Source organism: Streptomyces sp. WAC06614, from assembly GCF_003949795.1.
Classification (GTDB): domain Bacteria; phylum Actinomycetota; class Actinomycetes; order Streptomycetales; family Streptomycetaceae; genus Streptomyces.
This window is the reverse complement of sequence record NZ_RPRY01000012.1, coordinates 29,567-50,860: the sequence shown is the minus strand read 5'-3', so window position 1 is coordinate 50,860 and position 21,294 is coordinate 29,567. Positions and strand designations below refer to the sequence as shown.

18 protein-coding genes and 2 pseudogenes are annotated in these 21,294 nt (G+C 70.9%); 15 read left to right on the top strand and 5 right to left on the bottom strand.

All coding sequences use genetic code 11. The features are described from left to right. Positions 1-596, top strand: a pseudogene (locus tag EF918_RS03295) (DUF11 domain-containing protein); the annotation flags it as partial. A 73-nt stretch (positions 597-669) separates the two neighbouring features. Next, the gene (locus tag EF918_RS03290) at positions 670-906 is read left to right on the top strand and encodes a hypothetical protein (protein ID WP_185921578.1); all 237 of its coding nucleotides are present in this window, start codon (positions 670-672) and stop codon (positions 904-906) included. Positions 907-947: 41 nt separating this feature from the next. Here EF918_RS03290 and EF918_RS03285 read toward each other — a convergent pair whose 3' ends face one another. Further along, positions 948-1,742, bottom strand: a complete 795-nt coding sequence (locus EF918_RS03285) for a VOC family protein (RefSeq protein WP_125640288.1) — start codon at positions 1,740-1,742, stop codon at positions 948-950. A 296-nt stretch (positions 1,743-2,038) separates the two neighbouring features. Between EF918_RS03285 and EF918_RS03280 the strand changes: the two genes are divergently transcribed. Further along, a complete protein-coding gene (locus tag EF918_RS03280) occupies positions 2,039-3,079 on the top strand; it encodes an aromatic acid exporter family protein (protein ID WP_125640284.1) in 1,041 nt (346 codons plus the stop codon). A gap of 64 nt (positions 3,080-3,143) precedes the next feature. On the opposite strand, the gene EF918_RS03275 is transcribed toward EF918_RS03280, so the two are convergent. Further along, a complete protein-coding gene (locus EF918_RS03275) occupies positions 3,144-3,557 on the bottom strand; it encodes a DUF1398 family protein (RefSeq protein WP_125640281.1) in 414 nt (137 codons plus the stop codon). A gap of 98 nt (positions 3,558-3,655) precedes the next feature. Between EF918_RS03275 and EF918_RS03270 the strand changes: the two genes are divergently transcribed. Continuing rightward, positions 3,656-4,111: a MarR family winged helix-turn-helix transcriptional regulator gene (locus EF918_RS03270; protein WP_125640278.1), complete on the top strand. Its 456-nt coding sequence runs from the start codon at positions 3,656-3,658 to the stop codon at positions 4,109-4,111. Between the two features lie 63 nt (positions 4,112-4,174). Further along, entirely contained in the window at positions 4,175-5,365 is a 1,191-nt protein-coding gene (locus tag EF918_RS03265) for a sensor histidine kinase (RefSeq protein WP_125640275.1), read from the top strand. A 45-nt stretch (positions 5,366-5,410) separates the two neighbouring features. Here the strand turns inward: EF918_RS03265 and EF918_RS03260 are convergent, their stop codons facing one another. After that, the gene (locus EF918_RS03260) at positions 5,411-6,061 is read right to left on the bottom strand and encodes a response regulator transcription factor (RefSeq protein WP_125640272.1); all 651 of its coding nucleotides are present in this window, start codon (positions 6,059-6,061) and stop codon (positions 5,411-5,413) included. Positions 6,062-6,309: 248 nt separating this feature from the next. On the opposite strand from EF918_RS03260, the gene EF918_RS03255 reads away from it, so the two are divergent. From EF918_RS03255 to EF918_RS03240, 4 genes are all read left to right on the top strand, one after another. After that, a complete protein-coding gene (locus EF918_RS03255) occupies positions 6,310-7,530 on the top strand; it encodes a sedoheptulose 7-phosphate cyclase (protein WP_125640270.1) in 1,221 nt (406 codons plus the stop codon). A 211-nt stretch (positions 7,531-7,741) separates the two neighbouring features. Beyond that, positions 7,742-8,263, top strand: a complete 522-nt coding sequence (locus EF918_RS03250) for a VOC family protein (RefSeq protein WP_125640266.1) — start codon at positions 7,742-7,744, stop codon at positions 8,261-8,263. Between the two features lie 71 nt (positions 8,264-8,334). Then, on the top strand, positions 8,335-9,489 hold the full coding sequence (locus EF918_RS03245) for a zinc-binding dehydrogenase (RefSeq protein WP_125640263.1): 1,155 nt from the start codon (positions 8,335-8,337) through the stop codon (positions 9,487-9,489). 3 nt (positions 9,490-9,492) lie between these two features. Beyond that, positions 9,493-10,890: a sugar porter family MFS transporter gene (locus tag EF918_RS03240; protein ID WP_125640260.1), complete on the top strand. Its 1,398-nt coding sequence runs from the start codon at positions 9,493-9,495 to the stop codon at positions 10,888-10,890. 1 nt (position 10,891) lies between these two features. Here EF918_RS03240 and EF918_RS03235 read toward each other — a convergent pair whose 3' ends face one another. Continuing rightward, a complete protein-coding gene (locus EF918_RS03235; RefSeq protein ID WP_125640257.1) occupies positions 10,892-11,905 on the bottom strand; it encodes an aldo/keto reductase in 1,014 nt (337 codons plus the stop codon). Positions 11,906-12,003: 98 nt separating this feature from the next. Continuing rightward, positions 12,004-13,593, bottom strand: coding sequence for a pyranose oxidase (locus tag EF918_RS03230; RefSeq protein ID WP_125640254.1), 1,590 nt, complete (start codon positions 13,591-13,593; stop codon positions 12,004-12,006). A 236-nt stretch (positions 13,594-13,829) separates the two neighbouring features. Between EF918_RS03230 and EF918_RS03225 the strand changes: the two genes are divergently transcribed. The 6 genes and pseudogenes from EF918_RS03225 (at position 13,830) to EF918_RS03200 (ending at position 21,248) form a co-directional block, all read left to right on the top strand. After that, entirely contained in the window at positions 13,830-15,137 is a 1,308-nt protein-coding gene (locus EF918_RS03225; RefSeq protein WP_125640251.1) for an FAD-binding protein, read from the top strand. A gap of 220 nt (positions 15,138-15,357) precedes the next feature. Then, positions 15,358-16,101: an amino acid ABC transporter ATP-binding protein gene (locus EF918_RS03220; protein WP_125640248.1), complete on the top strand. Its 744-nt coding sequence runs from the start codon at positions 15,358-15,360 to the stop codon at positions 16,099-16,101. A 10-nt stretch (positions 16,102-16,111) separates the two neighbouring features. Further along, positions 16,112-17,044, top strand: a complete 933-nt coding sequence (locus tag EF918_RS03215; RefSeq protein ID WP_125640244.1) for a glutamate ABC transporter substrate-binding protein — start codon at positions 16,112-16,114, stop codon at positions 17,042-17,044. 16 nt (positions 17,045-17,060) lie between these two features. Further along, positions 17,061-17,705: an amino acid ABC transporter permease gene (locus EF918_RS03210; protein WP_125640241.1), complete on the top strand. Its 645-nt coding sequence runs from the start codon at positions 17,061-17,063 to the stop codon at positions 17,703-17,705. Next, positions 17,702-18,582: pseudogene (locus tag EF918_RS03205) on the top strand (amino acid ABC transporter permease). Before EF918_RS03210 ends, EF918_RS03205 begins: the two are co-directional and overlap by 4 nt. A 248-nt stretch (positions 18,583-18,830) precedes the next feature. Continuing rightward, on the top strand, positions 18,831-21,248 hold the full coding sequence (locus tag EF918_RS03200) for a hypothetical protein (protein WP_125640238.1): 2,418 nt from the start codon (positions 18,831-18,833) through the stop codon (positions 21,246-21,248). Positions 21,249-21,294: the final 46 nt, after the last annotated feature.

Genomic DNA, 21,294 nt, shown 5'->3' with positions numbered 1-21,294 from the left:
CCTTCGCGCCGGGTGGGGGCGGCGGAGGAGGAGGGGGAGGAAGCAGTTTCGCGTCGGGCACCGGCACCAGCTTCGCGTCGTCGCCGATCGGGACGGCGAACCACAACGGCCAGGTGACCATCTCCTACGCCGTGCCCTCCCCCGCCTTGACCATCGCCAAGACGCACACCGGGCGTTTCGTCCAAGGCCGGCGGGGTGTCTACACCATCACGGTGGGCAACAGCGGGCCCGGCGCGACGGACGGTTCCCCCGTCACGGTCCACGACAGGCTTCCCCGCGCTCTGAAGGCACGTGACATCACCGGCCGGGGGTGGACGTGCGCCCTGGCCACTCTCACCTGCCACCGCAGCGACGCCCTCCTCCCCAACCGCAGCTACCCGCCCATCACCCTGACCGTCGAAGTCCTCTGCAGCGGCAAGGACCACGACTTCGGCCGGAGTTCCCCCTCCGTCACCCCCGGCGGCGAGAGAGGCGACCGGCGCCGCGTCGTCAACACCGCCGACGTCACCGGGGGCGGCGACAAGGCCACCCACACCGCCGGCGATCCCACCGTCATCAAGCCCGGCCGACACCACTGCGCCGACCCCCGGGCTTGACCCGACACCCTGATGCGGGTGCGGCAGATGGGTCCTAGCGTCTTGAGTGAGGCGGAGCGGCCCCCATACGCCGGTGGCCGACCACCACGCGCTGGGATGGCAGACCTATGGAGGATCGATCTTCCACACCGGGGATCTGCCGGGGACCAACTCCTTCATGGCCCGCACCGCAGACGGCTATGGCCTGGCGGTGCTGACGAACACGCGGAGGAAGGCACCGACCGACCCCGGCAACGTGGAGGAGAACTCCCTCCTCGGCCTGGGTCATCCGATGTGGTCCCTACGCGACCAGGTCGACGCCTGGACCTGAGGGCCGCCGGCCGGCGGGACGCACCGGCCGCACCCGTCCCGCTACATCCCGGGGGCCGGCTTCAGGAGCGCGAACACGGCGCCGGCCGGGTCGGAGGCCCACGCGATCCGGCCGACGTCGGGCACGTCCACCGCCGGCATCAGCACCCCGCCACCGTTCCCCTCGACCACCGAGACGGTCGCGTCCACGTCCGTCACGTGGAAGTACGGCACCCAGCGCGTCACCATCGACGATCCGCCGCCCGCGCCCTCACCCTGCGGCGCCACCCCGCCGAAGGATCCCTCCTCCTGGTCCCCCTCGCCGATGCTCAGCACCCGGTACGTCATCCCGGGAACCTCCCTCTCGATGTACCGCCACCCGAACACCCCGGCGTAGAAGCGGATCGCGGCGACGGGGTCCGGTACGTGGAGCTCCACCCACACCAGGGTGTTCTCCTCGGAGGCCGCCTCCAGCCCACCGGTCCGCGCGGGCTGCCAGGAGGCGAACTGCGCACCCTGCGGATCGGTGAACTGGGCCAGCCAGCCCTCGCCCATGACGTCCATGGGCTCCATCCGCACGCTCCCGCCCCCGGCCCGCACCGCCTCGGTGGTGGCCTGGATGTCGGGGCTCTGGAAGTGCACCATCCACGCCGAGTACGCGCCCTCCTCGGTGAGCGGGCCGAGAGCGGCAACGGTCTTCCCGCCGAGCCGGAAGAAGCCGTACCCGCCCGCCTCGGGGCCTGCGGAGACGAACTCCCAACCGAAGACCGCCCCGTAGAAGGCAGCAGCCGCGCCGGTGTCGGGGCTGCCGAGGTCGAGCCAGTTGGGCGAGCCGGTACGGAAGGCGGTGCCGAGCATGGGTCCTCCAGCGGGTGCGGCGACACGGTCGCTGGTCACCTTGCCCAGTCCCCGCGCGCCTGACGGCCTCCGGTCGCCGGAACCCGGGCGGGTTCACCCGTCCGGGTGCCATGAGTGTCGGCCCGACCGAAAGGTCGCCCATCCGTCTGCCCGTCGGGCACTGCCGAGGCCGGGCTCCGGCCGGTGTGATGGTGTGCGGCATACCGCGTTCGGCGTAATGGGACGGTCCGGGTCGTCCGGCCGTCACGCTGTGCTGCGGGAAACGAAGGGCCACCGCGGATGAACAGACTCGACGGATGAACGGACCCGGCGTACTCACGCCGATCTTCGGCCGGGCCCGGGACGTCCTCGTCACCGAGGGACCGGCCGCTGCACGGATCGTCGTCACCGTGGTCGTCGCCTGGCAGGCGGCCCTGTGGCTGGGGGCCGACCAGCCGCCCGTCTACGCCGCGATCGTCCCGCTCGTCGCCCTGCGTGGCGATCCGCTGAACGCCCTGGCCACCTCCCTCCAGCGCGTGCTGGGCGTCGTCGCGGGCGTGGCGATCGGCATCGCCGTGCTGAACGTCCTGCACCCCTCGACCGCCGCGCTCGCGCTGGTCGTGGCCCTGGGTCTGGTCGTCGGATTGTTCCTGCCGGCCGGCGGCGGTGTGAACGTCCAGGTCCCGGCCTCCTCCCTGCTGGTCTTCGCCAGCACTTCCCCCGACGCCTACGCCCTCCACCGCCTCTGGGAGACCGCAGCCGGCGCGGTCGTGACGATCCTGCTGGCGCCGCTGCTGTGGCCCCCCGACCCCCGGCACGCCCTCACCGTCCTCGTCGAGGAGTCCCGGGCCCACCTCACCCAGGCCCTCATCGGCACCGCCGCGGTCCTCGGCACCGACCCCGGGGCGGCCCGTGACAACCTCACCGCCGTCAGCGGTCACGTCGAAGCCGTTCACGGCCACGCCGTCCTGGCCCGCAAGGCCGAACGCGCCATGCGGTTCAACCCCCTGCGCCGCCGGCAACGCGACACGGTCGCACGCCTGGCCCGCAATGTCGCCACCGCAGACGGACTCACCCCGCACCTGACGACCCTGGCCAGGGAGACCGCCGCGTTCACCGGCCGGGAGGACCTCACCGAGGTGCTCACCGACGCCCGCCACCGGCTGCCCGCACTTGCCGCGTCGACCGCCGAGGCGATCGCGGACACCCTGGACGGGGACCGCCCCTGGCAGGCCCGGACCGCGGCCCGCGAACAGCTCATGGCCTACGCCCGCGCCGACGGCCGCCCCGCGGCCACGGCCCTCCGCCGGCCGTTCCAGCAGATCCTCGACGACCTGGAGCGGCACTCCACGCCGTGAACGGGGCCGTGTCTCCGGGGCGGGACGGGCGGGGTGGGAACGGGCAGGGCGGGTCGCCGCCGACTCAGATGTCGACGTGCGGGTAGGACTCGGTGTACGAGTCGCCCAGCGCGCCGTAGTAGGTGCAGGTGCGGGCCGCGAGGTCGACCTCGTAGTGGAGGACGCCGGCGTTCCAGCAGGCGCTCACGAACTCCGGGTAGCCGGTCCGGCCCGCCTGGTCGGCGCGGATGGCCGCGACGAGGGCTGCCTCGTCCCAGGGGGCGACGTCCACCGCGCCGTCCACAATCGGCGCGGTCTGCGTGGCCACCGGGCCGGCGTCGGTGACGTAGAGGCTCGCACCGGCGGGCACGGTGCAGCGGTACGTGCGCACGCCGGCCTGCCGCAGGGCCTCGGCGAGGTAGGGGAATCCGCCGACCTTCGGCCGGACGGTCGCCGCCCGTTCCTGGGCCGCCCTCAGGTTCTCGATCGCGGTGCTCATCGCATGCTCCTCGGGTGGGATGTGCCTCCCGGCATCTTCGGTAAGATGACACCAGAGTTCCATCTAGACATCATGTTGTCAATCTGGAGGGTGTGGACATGTCCGACGAGATGGCCCTGCTGGTCGCCGACGTCTTCGAGGCCGCCGGGGCGCTGCGCCGGTCCGGGGAGGCCATCGCGGCTGCCGAGGGCCAGACCCAGGCGCGCTGGCAGGTCCTCAGCGTGGTCTCCGAGCAACCCATGACCGTCCCCAGCGCGGCCCGCCGGCTGGGCGTGGCCCGCCAGAACGTCCAGCGCATCGCCAACGACCTCACCCACGACGGCCTGGCCGCCTTCGCCCCCAACCCCGACCACCGCACCTCGCCCCTGCTCAGCTTGACCCCCGAGGGCCACCAGGTCCTGCGGGCCATCACGGCACGGGCAGAGGCGTCCCACCGGCGCATCACCGCCCGGATCGACGAGGCCGACATCACCGCGGCACGAGCCCTGCTGCGCGACCTCACCCGAGCGGTCCGACAGCTCGAACAGGACGGCCCCGCACCGGCCGGGGCGTAGGCGGGCCACGGGGCGGGATTGCCCGCCTCCGGGGGCGGCCGGATACTGGGGCGTGAGGTCACCATGACGCCCTCCCTCACGGACCGGGTGCTCGCCGACTACGCGGACCGCATCCAGCGGCTGCGCAGCGCGTTGCGGCTCGTCTTCGCGGCCCTTCTCGCCGCGGCAGTCTGCGCCGGGGTTCCCCGCAGCCAGTGGCCGCCCCTGCTCGGCATCCTCGCCGTCTACGTCCTGATCGCCCTGGGGAGCATGCTGCTCTGGGTGCGGCGGCCCCCTGTGCGCCACTTCGTCCTCGTGGCCGCGCTGGGAGGGGTCCTGGACGTGGTGACCACGTTCCTGCTCCTGGAGCTGACCAGCCCCGCCTACCTGCTGCTGCTGCTCCTGTTCATCCTCCCGGTGTTCTCCGCCTTCAACCTGCGCCGCACCAACACCCTGGTGGCACTGGGCTGCAACGTGGTCGCCTTCACGCTCGCCGTCGTGTCCGACCCGGTCATGACGCGGACGCTGCCGGCGGCCACGCTCACGGTCCTGATCCTGTGCCACGTGGCGCTGTGCCTGCTGGTCCTGACCATCACGGACATGCAGAGGGCACGGACGTACCGCATCGGCGAGCTGCTGGACAGCCGCTCCCTGTTGCTGCGCCAGGTGATGACCGCGGAGGACGACCAGCGGCGGCGGCTCGCCGAGGCCCTTCACGAGGAGGCCCTGCAGTCCCTGCTCGCGGCCCGGCAGGACCTGCAGGACTTCGGCACGACGGCGGCCGCCGAAGACCTGCGGCGCGCGGACGAGACGCTCCAGGACGTCTCCCTGGCACTGCGCCGGATGACCTCGGAGATGCACCCCGACGTGCTGGAGTCCGCAGGCCTCGCCACCGCCCTGCGCCGACTGCTCGCGTCGGCCGAGGGGCGAGGCCTGACGGTGTCCCATGACGTCGACGAGCACCCCACCGGCTACGACAGGCTGCTGTTCACGGTGGCCCGCGAGCTGGTGGCCAACGTCATGAAGCACGCGGGGGCCTCGCACCTGCACCTGGCTCTGCGGCAGTCACCGCAGCAGGTCACGCTGGAGGTCGTCGACGACGGTTCCGGGTTCGATCCGTCCGTCCTGGAGCAGCGGCTCGCCCAGGGCCACATCGGCGTCGCCTCGCTGCGCGCCCGCGTCGAGGCGGCCGGCGGCACGCTCACCTACCTCCCCACCGAGCGCGGCACCGCGGTGCGGGTGACGCTCCCCGCAGCGACCGGCCCGCAGCAGTGACCCGGGGACGGGTGGTCCACGGCCCGTCCCGGTTCCCGGCGGGGGTCATTCCAGCAGCCCTCGCCGCATGGCCTCGGCGACGGCGGCGGCCCGGTCCGAGACGCCGAGCTTCTCGTACAGGCGCTGGGTGTGCGTCTTGACCGTGCTGGCGCCGATGAAGAGCTCCCCGGCGGTCTGCGGGATGCTCAGGCCGCGCGCGAAGGCCTGGAGGACCTGGCGTTCCCGCTCGGAGAGCACCGGGGCGTCGTGGTCGGCCCGCAGGCGGATCTCCCCGGCCAGGTCGCCCGCCAGCTCGGGCGGGATCACGGTGCGCCCCCGGGCCACGGCGATGACCGCGTCGACGATCTCCGAACGGTTGGCGTCCTTGGGCAGATAGCCCGCGGCGCCCTCCTCGACGGCCTTGAACACCACCGAGCTGTCCGTGTTGGCGGAGAGCATCAGCAGCCGGGTGGGCAGGTGGTCGCGTACGGCGGCGTGCACGACGCCGATGCCGTCGAGCCCGGTGCCCAGGTAGTAGTCGATGACGGTGACGTCGGGAGCGTGCGTGCGGATCATTTCGAGGGCCTCCACGCCGTTCTCCGCCTCGGCCACCACCTCGGCCCTGCCGCTGACGGTGAGGGCACGGACGATCCCGTCGCGATACACGGGGTGATCGTCCACCACCAGCACCCGGACCCTTCCGGAGGTCTCGTCCATGGCCAGTCCTCGCTGCTCGAACCGCCCCCCGGGGCGACCCGGACGTGCCGCAGCCGGCCCGTCCCGCGTCCTCCCTCCCTCCAGGATCGCCCTTCCCCACCGTGTGCGCCTCGGGGTGCGCTGTCCCCCGACGGGTGGCCCGTTCAGGGGACAGACCGACCCTCCGAATGGCCACAAACTCGACATACGGCCGGAACGGCCCGAACTACCTCGAACACCACGTACCAGCACGAAATGCGAGTGGGCCCATGAGCACCAGCACCCAGTGGACCATGAACGCCGTCAAGGAGTTCACGTACGAGATCGTCGAGACGTCGGACCTGTTCGACCCGGCCAACCCGGAGCTCGGCCGGCTGCCGGACGGCGGGGAGTGCCCCGGCACCCGCCTGGTCGTCATGGACGAGACGGTCGCGGAGATCTTCGGCGAACGGATCCGGACCTACTTCGAGCGCAGGCACCTCTCGGTCGAGTACCTCACCCTCCAGGGCGGGGACGCCCACAAGACCTTCGACCAGATGCTGCGCGTCGCCTCCCGCCTCACCGAGATCGGCACCGACCGGGTCCACACCCCGCCCATCGTGATCGGCGGGGGCGTCGTCCAGGACGTCGTCGGCATGGCAGCCAGCCTCTACCGCCGCGGCATCCCCTACGTCCGGGTGCCCACCACCCTGCTGGGCCAGATCGACGGCAGCGTCTCGGCCAAGACGGGAGTGAACTACGAGGGCTGCCGCAACCGGCTCGGCACCTTCGCCCCGCCCCCGAGGACCCTGATCGACTCCACCCTGATCGCCACCCTGCCCGCCCGCCAAATCCGCAGCGGCCTCGGCGAGGCCCTGAAGATGGCGCTGATCAAGGACCGCACGCTGTTCGAGGTGCTGGAGCGGTACGGCGACCACCTCGTCGAGGACCGGCTCCAGGACAGCGGCACCTACCCCGGCGACCAGGGCCCCGGCGAGACCGTCATCCACCGGGCGATCTCGGGCATGGCCGAGGAGCTCCAGAAGAACCTGTGGGAGACCGAGCTGCGCCGGATCGTGGACTACGGGCACACCTTCTCCCCGATCGTGGAGATGAGCGCGCTGCCCGAGCTCTACCACGGGGAAGCCGTGGCCATGGACTGCGTCTTCAGCGCCGTCCTGGCGGCCCGCCGCGGGCTGCTGCCGATGGAGGAGCTGGAGCGGATCGTGGCCACCGTCAACCGGATCGGGCTGGCCCCCTCCCACCCGATGTTCGGGGACGCCCCCACCATGCTGCGCGCCCTGGCGGACACCATGCGCCACCGTGACGGCCACCAGTTCCTGACCCTGCTGGACGGGATCGGCAGGACCGAGTTCGTCGACGACGTCAGCGAGGAGGAGATCACCGAGGCCTCCCGCGTGATGGCCGTACTCGCTCGGGACCCGTACGCGCCCGTGGCCGAGCTGTGCGGTGCCCGCAGCGGCGCCGTTCCCGCCGGGGCCGCCGCCTGAGCCGTGCGGACCGGCACGACGCGACCACCCCGTGCGGCGGCGCACGTCGCCGGCGACGAGCTCCCCTGGGGATCCCCGGGGGAGCTCGTCGCCGTTCCCGGCAGCCGTACGCGCACCGGCGCGCGGGCGCCGCACGGCCGGAGTAGCGTGAAGAGGACCACCGGCCGTGGATCATCCTGCAGAGCCCGGGCGGAAAGGCACAGGTGCCGACATGGCCCCCACCCAGCGGATACACCACATCGGTCTGCTCGTCGCCGACCTGGAGCTGGCGATCGAGCGCTGGTCCCTGGCGACCGGCTACACCTTCAGCGAGATCGGCCGCTACCGGACCGACTTCTACGTGGACCGGAGCAACGAGCAGCCGCACCACCACGACGCGCGGATCGCCTTCTCCAAGGAAGGGCCCCCGCACATCGAACTCATGGAGTTCCACGGCGAGGGCACCCACTCCGCCCGGAACGGCGAAGGCATCCACCACCTGGGGTTCATGGACCATCCCGCGGTCGAGGAGCGCAAACGCGAACTCGCCGGGTCCGGCATGGGGTGCGACGGCATGGCCCTCGACGAGGACGGGAACATCCTGCTCTGGTTCACGCAGAAGGAGGACCTCCACGGCATCCGGCTGGAGTTCGTCAGCCCGGTGCCCCAGCCCATCGTGATGGACGACGGCCGCCCCGCCTACACCGACGGACGCGGCTTCCCCAGCCTGTGGCCGCCCGAGGAGCAGCCGTGAACGCCGCCCGAGGAGCACCCGTGGACGCCCGCCGCACCCTCCGGCCCCACCGTCGCGGGCGGTGAGCGGCCATGGAGTCGACGGGCGCACAGGTGTGGACCGGCCGGAACCAGCTCGAAGCCATGTCGCTGCCGCTGCCGCAGCCCGCCCCCGCAGGCCTGCTCTTGCAGGTCACGGCCAACGGCATCTGCGGGACCGATGTGCACTTCCTGAACCGGGCCCCCACTGCGCCCCTCGTCCTCGGGCACGAGATCGTCGGCCGGATCATCGCCTTCGGTCCCGCCCACGAGCGCCACGACGCGGACGGGATCCCGCTCGCGGAGGGCGACCGGGTGGCCCTGTTCCCGTGGCTGCCCTGCGGCCGGTGCTGGGGCTGCCGACGGTTCGGGCCCGGCGCCACCACCTGCACGGACGCCTTCGTCTACGGGATTCCCCCGGAGGCCATCGGCCTGCCGCCGCTCGCCCCCGCGCCCGCCGGCTCGGACCCGGGGCCGACGCTGACGGGCGGGTTCGGCCGGCACGTGGACGTCCGCCCGGGCACGTACCTGTGGCGGGTCCCGGAGGACATGCCCGACACCGTCGCCTCGTTGCTGGACCCCCTGGCGGTCGCGGTGCGCACGGTGGACGTGACCCGCACGCCCACGGGTACCTGGGACGAGGTGCTCACCCCCGACTCCACCGCGGTCGTCCTCGGGCTGGGGGCGGTGGGCCTGCTCACCGCCATCGTGCTGAGGCAGACCGGGGTCGGCACGATCATCGCCTCGGGCAGCCGTCCGGCCCGGCTGGCAGCCGCCCGAGCCGTGGGCATCGATGTGGTCCTGGACACCCACGCACAGGACGCGGCGGACCGGCGACGGGCGGTGCTCGACCTCACCCGGGGCCGCGGCGCGGACCTGGCGGTCGACGCCACGAACAGCGCGGCGGCGCTCGCCGAGGCCATGGCGCTGGTCCGCCGGCTGGGCACGGTCGTGGAGGTGGGCAACATCGTCCCGGACGGCACCACCGTCCAGGTCGACCCGGCGAGTGACGTGTGTCAGCGCAACCTTCGCCTGCTCGGCATGAGTTTCAACCCGCCGAGGTCGTACGCGGAGGGGATGGCCCTGCTGGCACGCCACGACCTGCCGTTCGACCGCCTGATCTCCGGTACCCGGCCGTTCGACGAGGCCGACGCGGCACTGCGCGACCTGACCGGGGACGTGGTCAAGATCGTCCTCACGGGGTCCTGAGACATGGGCCGCACCGGGCGGGCGGCGCCGGCCGATCGCACGGGCCGCGCGGCTCGTGGATCGGCCGCCCGGCTCCTCATGCTGGCCTCCGCGTGCGGCGCGTTCTTCGGTTTCTCCATCTCCTCGATGAACCAGAGCATCAGCCGGGTCGGTACGGAGATGGCGCTGTCCAGCCTCCATCAGGGGATCGTGGTCAGCGCTCTGGTCGTGGGAGCGGTCGCCGGATGCGTGGCGGCGGGCGCGCTCACCGACCGGCTCGGCCGGCGTCGCGTGCTCGTGCTGTCCGGGGTGCTCGGGGCCGCCGCCTGTGCGGTCTGCGCCGTCGCACCCGACGAGGCGTCCCTGGTCGCGGGCCGTTTCCTCAACGGCATGGCCGTCGGCGCCACCTCGGCGGTCGCACCCGTGCTCCTCGCGGAACTGGCGCCGGCGCGCTCCCGGGGTTCCGTGATCACCACCTATCAGCTGGTCCTGACCGTGGGCGTGCTCGCGGCGCTCGCCCTCGGGGTGGCCTGGGACCCGGGGGGCCACTGGCGGCTGCTGCTCGCCGCGAACGCGGTCCTCCCCGCGGTGCAGGCGGTCTCGGCGGCGCTGGTCCCGCAGGCTCCGGGCGACCTCCTGGCCTCGGGACGGGACACGGCCGCCCGCGCGGTCCTGCGGGCCACCCGGGACGAGGCCGAGGCCGAGGCCGAGTACGCACGTCTCGTCCGGGTGCGCGAGCTGCCCACCGTCGGGGTCCTGCACAGCCTGCACGTACCCGGTACGCGGCTGCCGGTCGCGATCGCGCTCGGCTCCGCTCTGATGAACGCCCTCGTCGGCATCGGTGCCGTCGTCTACTACTCCACCCTGGTCTTCACCGCGGCAGGGGTCGGCGGCTCCTCGGGCGCCCAGGTCGCGAGCATGTCGATCGGTGTCGTCAACGTCGCCATGTCGGTGGTGGCCCTGGGGCTGGTCCGACGCTACGGCAGGCGCTCGCTGCTCACCGTGGGCCTGGTGGGCATGGCCGGGGCGCTGTGCGTGGCCGGGTGGGGCCTGCTGGCGGCGGGCGGCTCGGCGACCGGTGCCGTCACGGTCACCGCGATCCTGCTCTACGTGGCCTGCTTCGCCTTCTCGGCCGGTCCGGTGGCCTGGGTGCTGATGGCGGAGGTGTTGCCGGAGGAGGCCGCAGCCCGAGTCGCCGGAGCGGCCCTCGCGTTGAACTGGGGCGCCAACCTCCTGGTGGCCCTGCTGTTCCCGGTGATCGTGGGGACGCCCGCGGTTCCCGCCCGGGTGGGACTGGTGTTCTTGTTCTTCGCCCTGCTCTGCCTCGCCTTCCTGCTGCTCCTGCGGCGGTTCGTCCCCGAGACCAAGGACCGCTCGCTGGCCGAGGTCCAGGAGGAGCTCCTCCTGCGGGCGCGGCGGTAGGTCAGCCGGGTCGGCCGCCGTCGCCCGGCAGGGGCGCCGACGGGCTGATGAGGCCCGATTCCCTCAGCCGGTCCCACAGGGCGGCCGGAACCCGCTCGTGCAGGGCTGCGGCGTCCTCGGCGACCCGGTCGGGGCGCGAGGCTCCCGGAATGACCGCGACGGCGAGGGGATGGGCGAGCACGAACTGAAGGGCGAGCGCCTTGGTGGTCACGCCGTACTCAGCGGCCGCTTCTCCGATGAGCTGCACACGCTCCAGGACCCGGGGCGGAGCCTCCCGGTACTGGAAGTGGGTCCCTCCCGCGAGGATCCCCGAGTTGTAGGGCGCACCGACCACCATCTGGACCCCTTGTTCCTGAGCCATGGGCAGCAGGCGTTGGAGGGCGTGCGCGTGGTCGAGCAGGGTGTAACACCCTCCCAGGAGGAAGCCGTCCGGCCGGGGCTCTTCGAGCGTGAGCGCGATCTCGATCGGTTCCGTGCGGTTCACGCCGATGCCCCACGCCCCGATGACGCCTTCGTCGCGGAGCCCGTCGAGAACGCGGAACGCCCCGGTCCGCGCCTCTTCCAACTTCTGCAGCCACAGGTCCCCGTAGGCGTCCTGGGCGATGTCGTGCACCCAGACGATGTCTATGCGGTCCACGCGCAGGCGTCTGAGGCTGTCCTCCAGCGACCGCTTCGTGGCGTCGGCCGACCAGTCGTCCACGATCTTGTTCGGGCGGCCGTGCTCGTACGGACCCGTCCGGCGGTGCGCCGCCGGTTCCTCCTCGTCCAACACGACCCGGCCCACCTTGGTGGACAGGACGAAGGAGTCTCGTGGGCGGCCCGAGAGGGCCTCTCCGAGACGGATCTCGGAGAGCCCTGCCCCGTAGAGAGGAGCCGAGTCGTAGTAGCGAATTCCCGTGTCCCACGCCGCCTGCAGGGTGTCCTGCGCATCCTCTTCCGAGATTTTTCGAAAGAGGTTGCCCAGCGGTCCGGTGCCGAAGCCCAAGGGAGTGCGGATGATATTGGCGAGGCTCATGATTGTTCCTCAATTGCCGAACCCGAGCAGAAGGAAAATCAGCGCGCCGACCGGTCCTTTCCCATGCTAGGCCCCTCACGCCCGGATGCGCGGCGCGCTCACGCTCCGGCGATCATCCGGTCCGCGGCCCGCAGGGCCATGGCCATGCTGGTCAACGTCGGATTGCTGGCGGTTGCCGTGGGGATCACGCCGTTTCCGCCGAGGTAGAGGTTCCCGAAACCCCACACCCGGCAGTCCGTGTCGACGACGCTGGTCTGCGGGTCCTCACCCATGCGCACCGTCCCGGCGATGTGCAGGGGCAGGCCGGGGGTGGGGAAGCGCGGCTCCGCTCCTGGGAGGAAGCCCCCCAGGGCCAGAGCGGCACGGAGCATCTCCGCCATCATCAGGTGCAGGCGGGCGCCGTCCTCGCTGCTGTAGGCGAAGTCGAAGGTCGGCTGCGGCATGTCGTGCACGTCCGTGTAGGTGTCCGAGAAGGTCACGCGGTTCTCGGGCCGGGGGCCGACCAGTCCGAACCACCTCAGGTCCACGATCAGGCGTCCGTCCACGTGCGGCGGGATGTCGCCGTACTGGAAGGAGTCCCGGTTGATCTGAGCGTGCCACGGGCGGTCCTCGGTGAGGGGGATCCACACGTTCGGGTCCGGGTCGTCCTCCGGGATGGGCAGTGCGTCGTCGGGGAAGCGTTCGCGGTAGGCGCGCAGGAGGCCGCTGAACTGCTCCGCGGTGGCCGCCCGGTCGATCAGCTTCTGAAGCAACATCACCTGGCAGAAGGTCGTGGGATGTTCGGTGAGGTACCGGCCCAGCGCCGGCGGACGGATCCCCGAGGCCCACAGCAGTTGGGGGGTGAGCACGGCACCCGCCGCCACCACGTACGTGTCGGCCTCCACGCGCACCTCCCGGGTGCGGGCCAGGTCACGGACCTCGGCGTGGGCGATGCGCGATCCGGTGCTGTCCTGGACGAGCCGGGTGCACAGGTGGTGCGGCAGCAGGGTGAACCGCTCCTCCCCACCGTCCGCGAGGCTGCCGAGCACGGTGTCGGTACCGGCCCAGCGGACCATCCGCGGGTTGTCCGCGCGGCGCTTCACGGCCAGCGGCAGGCCTTGCACCTCGTACCCCTCCGGAAGCTCCGGGAACACCTCGCGCAGTGCGTCGATGATCAGGCGCTGGCGCATCGACCCGTCGAACTCGTGCCGGCTCACCCCGAGGATCTCCTCACCCTCCGCGTAGTACCGCTCCCAGTCCGCGTCGGGTATGCCCCGGTAGCGCTCCACCACGGGGTGGTGACGCGGGCAGGAACAGGTCCAGTGGGTGGCCATCCCCCCGACGGCGTAGCAGGCCGCGGCGGCCGGGATGTTGCGATAGGGATCCTGATCCGGATTCTCGGCGTTGCGGGCACTGCTCCTGTTGGTCCCGAGTTCGGCGACGGCCGACGGGTCGACGCCGAGCTCCGCCCGTCCGCTGGAAGGGACCGACAACAGGTGCAGGTGTCCCCGGATGACCGGCGCGAACAGGTTGGGGTCACGTTGGTAGATGTACGCGTTCTTCAGGTTCTCCCCGGGGCGCGCCGAGAGCTGCGCGCCCGTTTCCACCATGAGGACGGTGCGGCCCGCGGCCACGAGCCTGCGGGCGAACGTCGCACCCAAAGGACCTGATCCCACTATCAGAACATCGGCTCGATACGTCTCCGGCATGGTGCCTCATTCGTCAGGCCGCGGGTCCCCGGGCCCGCACGAACGCTGCTGTGCAATCGATCGACCCGTCCATCGTAGTCCGCGACGGCCCGGTACGCCGGGCCGCGCCCTTCCCGAGGGACGACGGTGGCGGGACGGTGAGGGCCGCCGTGGTGGCAAAGCTCGCGATCTCCCGGCGTAGAGGGACACTGGGAAGAGTCCTGGGGGCGGACCCAGCACGTACCGGAGGTACCGGGATGAACCCGCACACGGCCGCAGCGGCAGCCGGGGCAGCAGGCAGCGGCGGGGACAGGACGACCTGGCAGGCGGGGAAGGCCCGGAACTGGGCCGGTAACGTCTCGTTCTCGGCCTCCACCGTGCACCGGCCGCAGAGCGTCGCCGAGCTCTCCACCGTCGTCGCCGGTCACCGGCGGGTCAAGGCGGTCGGTTCCGGCTACTCGTTCAGTACCGTCGCCGACACCGAGGGCGCGCTGGTCCGCCTCGACCGCATGCCGAAGGTGATCGAGATCGACGCCGACCGCAGCCGGGTGCGCGTGGCCGCCGGCATCACCTTCGCCGAGCTCGCCCCGGAGCTCCACCGACTGGGGTTCGCCCTGCAGAACCTCGGTTCCCTGCCCCACATCACCGTCGCGGGAGCCTGCGCCACCGGTACGCACGGCTCGGGGAACGCGAACCCGTCGATCGCGGCCGGCGTGCGCGAGGTGGAACTCGTGACCGCCGACGGGTCGCTCGCCCGGCTCGACCGTTCCTCACCCGGATTCGGCGGCGCGGTGGTCTCGCTCGGCGCCCTGGGCGTGGCCACCCACCTGACGCTGGACCTCGTACCGGCCTACGACGTGGAGCAGTACGTCTGGGAGGGGCTTCAGTGGGAGGACCTCCTGCGCGAGGTCGAGGCCGTCACGGCGTGCGCCCACAGCGTCAGCGTGTTCACCGACTGGCACCGTGGGCACAGCGTCTGGGTCAAGCGCCGGGTCCACGATCCGCTGCCGGACCTGGCCTTCACCGGGGCCCGGCCGGCGAGCGGACCGCGGCACCCCCTCGCGGGCCTGCCCGCGGAGAACTGCTCGCCGCAGGAGGGCGTGCCCGGGCCCTGGTGGGAACGGCTTCCCCACTTCCGCGCGGACCGGCTGCCCAGCACGGGGAACGAGCTCCAGTCCGAGTACTTCGTGCCCCTCGGCCGAGCCCGTGAGGCCCTGAGCGCCGTCCACGCGTTGCGCGACCGGATCGGGCCCGTGCTCCAGCTGTCCGAGCTGCGGACCCAGGCTGCGGACGAGGCCTGGATCGGCCCGGGACACGGTCGCGACAGCCTCGCCGTCCACTTCACCTGGCGGCTCGACGTGCCGGGCGTCCTCCAGGTGCTCCCCGCCGTCGAAGCCGCTCTCGCGCCCTTCGCGCCACGCCCCCACTGGGGCAAACTCTTCACCGTCGCGCCGGAGGCGCTCGCGGCCCGCTACCCCCGGTGGGAGGACTTCCGGGCCCTGCGCACCGCCCTCGACCCCGAAGGCACCTTCCGCAATCCGCTCACCGACCGCTACTTCGGGTGACCGCCCCGTGGCCCCCTGAAGGGGGCCGGGCGGGGTGCAGCGGGCGGCCGAGGGGGCGAGGGGCCGCACCCCATGGGCAGCCTCAAGAGGCACCTTTCCCCTGCCGGTTCATGTTGGGATCAATCTGACGTTACAGGTCGGAAGGATCACACATGACAGCAGATGGCAAAAACCTCATATGCGGCCCGGCGGCCCACCACGTCCCGAGGGTGGGCGGCGCATGACCGTCGACCCGTTGATCGAGCTGCGTGACGTCAACAAGCACTACGGGGACCTGCACGTCCTGCAGGACGTCAACCTCACCGTCGGCCGCGGCGAGGTCGTGGTGATCATCGGCCCGTCCGGCTCCGGGAAGTCGACGCTGTGCCGGACGATCAACCGGCTGGAGACCGTCGAGTCGGGCACCATCCTCCTCGACGGCAAGCCCCTGCCCGCCGAGGGCAAGGAGCTGGCCCGGCTGCGCGCCGAGGTCGGGATGGTCTTCCAGTCCTTCAACCTCTTCGCGCACAGGACCGTCCTCGCCAACGTCTCGCTCGCCCAGGTCAAGGTGCGCGGTCGGGGGCGCGAGGAGGCGGACGGGCGTTCCCGGGAACTCCTGGAGCGGGTCGGCCTCGCCCGCCACGCGGACAAGTTCCCCGCCCAGCTCTCCGGTGGCCAGCAGCAGCGCGTGGCCATCGCCCGCGCCCTGGCCATGAACCCCAAGGCGCTGCTCTTCGACGAGCCCACCTCCGCCCTCGACCCCGAGATGATCAACGAGGTGCTGGAGGTCATGCGGCAACTCGCCGCCGAGGGGATGACCATGGTGGTGGTCACCCACGAGATGGGCTTCGCCCGCTCCGCCGCGAACCGCGTCGTGTTCATGGCGGACGGCAGGATCGTCGAGGACCGCACGCCGGAAGAGTTCTTCACTGCGCCCGAGAGCACCCGGGCGAAGGACTTCCTCTCCAAGATCCTGAAGCACTGAGGGCCGGCCGATGAAGCAACCCCGCGTCGTACTCCTCGTCCTCACGCTCACCCTCGCACTCGCCGCCACCGCCGTCACCGCCGTCACCACCGGCTTCGGCAGGTCCGGGAGCCCGCCGGTCAAGGGCCCGCAACCCGAGGACCTGCCCGTCTACCAGGTCGCCACCGATTTCCACCTGCCCGACTCCCCCACCTGGGAGGAGGCGAAGCGCCGCGGCCACCTGGTGGTCGGCGTCAAGGAGGACCAGCCGTACCTGGGCGAGAAGGACCCCGCCAGCGGCCGGTACTCCGGTTTCGACATCGAGATCGCCAAGATGATGGCCGCCTCGCTCGGCTTCGGCCCCACGGCGGTCGAGTTCCGCACGATCGCCTCCGCCAACCGCGAGACGGCTCTGCAGAACGGCCAGATCGACTACTACGTCGGCACCTACACCATCAACGACAACCGCAAGAAGCAGGTCGGCTTCGCCGGGCCGTACTTCATGGCCGGACAGTCCCTGCTCGTCCGCAAGGGCGAGAAGGACATCGAGGGGCCCGGCGACCTGGCCGGCAAGAAGGTCTGCTCCGCCGCCGGCTCCACCCCCTACCAGCGGCTCCAGAAGGAGTTCCCGAAGGCCGTCCTCGTCGCCTACGACACGTACTCGATCTGCGTGGACAACCTGCTCACGTACCAGGTCGACGCCGTCTCCACCGACGATCCGATCCTGCTCGGCTACGCGGCCAAGGTCCCCGAAGAACTCAAGGTCGTGGGCGCACCGTTCTCCGAGGAGCCCTACGGCATCGGCGTGCCCCGCGGGGACACCGCCCTGCGCCTCGCCCTCGACGACGCCCTCGCCGCGCACGAGAAGAACGGCGACTGGAAGAAGGCCTACGACGCCACGCTCGGGCTGTCCGGCAACCCGGCCCCGCAACCGCCCGCCATCGACCGCTACCCGGCGAACTGAGGGGAGGCACACCGTCATGGACGTACTCACCCACAACTTCTCGCTCTACGGCGCGGGATTCCTCGGCACCGTCGAGCTCACGGTCTACGCCTCGGCCCTCGCCCTGGTCCTCGGATTCCTGATGGCCGCCTTCCGCGTCGCCCCCATCGGCTCCCTCCGCGTCCTCGGCACGGTCTGGGTCACGGTGCTGCGCAACACCCCGCTCACCCTGCTCTTCTTCGCCGTCCTGCTGGGCCTGCCCCGCTTCGGAGTGGTCCTGCCCTTCCAGGTGTTCGCGGTCCTCGCCCTGGGCTGCTACACCTCCGCCTTCATCTGCGAGGCCCTGCGCGCGGGCATCAACACCGTGCCCAAGGGCCAGGGCGAGGCGGCGCGCAGCCTCGGCATGACCTTCACCCAGACCCTCGGCTCGGTGGTCCTGCCGCAGGCCTTCCGCTCCGTCATCCCGCCCGTCGGGTCCACGCTGATCGCCCTCGCGAAGAACTCCGCCATCGCGGGCGCCTTCAGCGTCACCGAGCTGCTGGGCACCTACAAGACCCTCAACGAGCTCGGCCACGACATCGTCTGGACCTTCGTCTGGATCGCGGTCGGCTACCTGATCATCACCCTGTCCATCAGCGCGCTGTTCCACGCGCTGGAGAAGCGTTACGGAGTCGCCCGATGACCGCACACGCGCTCCACGGGGACCCGGAGTCCACCGTCCTGTACGACCTGCCCGGCCCGCGGGCCCGGCGCCGCCACCTCCTCTACGGGCTCGTCTCCACGGCGCTGCTCCTCGGGCTGCTCGGCTGGGGAATCCACCTCCTCGTCGCCACCGGCCAGTTCAGCGCGGCCAAGTGGAGCCGTTCACCTACCAGGGCATCCAGGAGCTGCTGCTCAAGGGACTGGGCAACACCCTCAAGGCCTTCCTCTACGCCGCGGTGCTCTCGCTGGCGCTCGGCGCGGTCCTGGCCACGGGCAGGCTCTCGGTGCACCGGCCGGTGCGCCGGCTGGCGACGGCGTGCGTGGAGTTCTTCCGTGCCATGCCGGTGCTGGTGATGATCTTCTTCATCTTCGTGGCCCTCAAGGTGCAGCCGCTGCCCGCCCTGGTCGCGGGCCTGACCCTGTACAACGGCTCGGTGCTGGCAGAGGTCTTCCGCACCGGCATCAACGCCGTGGACCGGGGCCAGCGCGAGGCCGCGTACGCGCTCGGCATGCGCAAGACCCAGGTGATGACGTTCGTACTGGCCCCGCAGGCGGTCCGGGCGATGCTGCCCACGATCATCAGCCAGCTGGTGGTCGCCCTGAAGGACACCTCACTGGGCTACCTGATCACGTACGAGGAGTTCCTGCACGCGGGCAAACTGATCGCCTCGAACCTCGACTACGACCTGCCGTTCATCCCGGTCGTCATGATCATCGCCCCGATCTACATCGGCCTGTGCATGCTGCTCTCCTGGTTCGCCGCCTGGGTGGCCAGGCGGGAGCGGCGCAGCGTCAAGACCGGGGCGGTGGACGTGGGGCCGCCCGAGCCGGGAGTCGTGCTGCCAGGACGGAGGTGACGACGACGTACGGATCACACCCGAGGAACGATTGAGGAACGGGCGGAAATTCAACGCCCGACCGCCCGGCCTCTTGGGGCATACGAAAGTCTGCACCGCGGCGAGCCGGAAGAGGCTGGACCGGCCCGATGGTGGAGCGCATCCTTGTCCGAAACCGGCACAAGGCTTTCGGGCAGGAGGGCCCCATGGCTTTCACATGGATATCAGAAGGCACCGATCTTGCGTTCCTGCGAGTCTCGGATCCCCCGGTGGACGACCTGGAGACGTTTCTCAACGCCGATCGAGCGACATGGATCGACCTCTTCGAGAGGTGGCACGGGCACACGTACAAGAAGCCGCCGCTCGACGATGTCAAGCGGTGGAACGATCTGATCAAAAACAAAACGTACGGCGTCGCCGATGACAAGGTCGACGAGCTGTCCCATCGCCTCACCCTCGGCTTCCATACGACCGTCGTGGAACTCCGAAATTGGCTGGAGAAGGAAGAGGGTGAGGCGCGCAAAGAACTGGCGGCCGAAGAGAAGCTGCGCCATGAGCAGGGGGCGAGGACCGACACCGCCCAAGGGGCCACGGGCGTGACGGAAGAACAGGTGAAGGAAAGGCTGCGGATCCGCGCGGGCGTGGCCATCGCCAGAGACCGCTCAAGGGAATGGGAGAGCGAGGGTCCCCGGGGGCTCCGGGAGGACATGTCCGATGTGACTCCGGCCCGCATGGAAGCGGTGATGACCGCCTTCACGACATCGGTCAAACCTCAGTGCGCGGAGGCCTACAAGCATTATCGGACGGAGGAAACGGCGAAGCTTCCCTGCGTCGTGGAGTTCGAGGCGGCCTACTCGGAGCTCCACAGCGCCGAGGGCTGGCTTCGGGAAGCCTGTCACCGCATGCGCCGGCCGTTGGGCGAGCAGCAGCCCGGAGCGGCACTCCGGGTGAAACAGGCCGCGGAAGAGGAGTTGTTCAAGGCCTGGGTGGCCTACACGGAGGCGTGCAGCGGCGTCGGAGCGGCCCTGGTCGGACTCGCGGAGGGCTTCATCCAGTGGGCGAAGGACGACACGGAGAACAAGATCCGGGCGAACTTCGCCACCGAGCACCGCAAGACCACGACGGCGATGGTCGGGGCCAAGCTCGCGCTGGCCACGACGGCCGCGTTGGTCGGATGCCTCAGTCTGGCGAGCGGCCCGGCGGTCCTGACCGCTCTCGCCGCGCTGGGGGTGGGCATGGAGTACCTCGACGGCCTCGTCACCGGGGCGGTCACCAAGGCCGACGCTGCGGACGACTCGACGGTGGACCGGCTCGCGGGGCGGAAGTTCGAGGGCGCGGGATCCGAGGGGAACCTGGACGCGATCACCACGACCGCCAATGCCGCCCGGCAGGCCCAAACGGTGGCAGGACCAGGGCTGCGCTGGCTCGAGGCGGCCACGGGTTTCCCGACCGCCCCTGAGTCGGCACTGGTCGGGGACTTCGCTCAGGTGGGGAAGCTCTTGGTCGACGTGCACCGGATCGTCAACCCCCAGATCCTCAAGGACACGCCCGAGCGCGCGGCACTCCTGGAAGCGCTGCACCGCGCGCGCACGAGCCTCGAGGGTGCCGCACCCGCAGGGGGAAAGGTGGACGTCTTCACCTTCGATCTCGCGACCGGCATCGCGACGATCACGGTGAACGGTGTGCGCGGAACCCTCCAGAACGGCCGTTTCAGCCCGGACGACCGGGCACGCCGGAGTTTCGAAGCGGCGCTGGCCGACTGGACACGCACGATCACCGGCCCCGTCAACGTGCCCGCCCCCAGGGGCACGAAATTCGGCGGCCAGCGGGTCGTGCGGTTCACCCTGCAACCCGTGGACGGCGAAGGTCCCGTGGACGCCGCGAACGTGGCGTCGTCCATCCACTCCCACACGGAGGAGGAGCTCGGGTTCCGGTGCCGGGCGATCGCATCGGGCTTCGGCCTGCCCAAGCAGTGGGGCACGGACCGCTGGGAAATCGAATTCTTCCTCAGCCATGAAGGGGACATCAACCTCGAAGAACCCAAGTTCGAATTCAAATACATGATCCACTATCCGGACCATGACCAGGGCTCGGGAATCATCGCGCGCACCGGAGCAGACATTGAACGGCTGTACCGACTGCGCCAGGAGGACAGCGAACTCAATTTCATCCCACTCCTCCGGGAATGCCTCGGTGGGCCTGCGAGGAATTTCGTCCTGGATGCCTCCCAGGGTCTCCTGGAATGCGACGGGAGCATCGTTCTGGAGATGGGCCTTGCGTTTCAGGACGTACTGGCGAACCAGAAGGAGGTGTGGGACACCCTTCAGCGTTTCGAGTCCGGAGTGGCCGGCCCCGACGCGTGGGAAGAGCGCTCGCCGGCCGTTCATTTCCTGCTCTGGTCCTGGGAAGAGGCCGTACGGGCCTATCACGACGTCCTTGAATGCGGCGCGTTCGAAGTCGAGGCATTTCGTCGCTTCCTCACGTACACCCGGAGCCTCACCGGAGAAAGCAGCAGCCGATTTACCTGTTTTGTGACGGCCGACGCCGAATTGCACGACCGGCTGATGAAGATGATGGATCTGTATTGGGTCGCGCTGCGGGGAGACAATGTGGACGACGAAGGCGCCCAACTGCGGGTGCAGCAGATCCGCACTCTCCTGGAGAGTGGCCACATGCCTGCCTTCTGACCTCCGTACCCCGCGCCGCCTCGCCCCCCGGACCAGACCTTCGTCC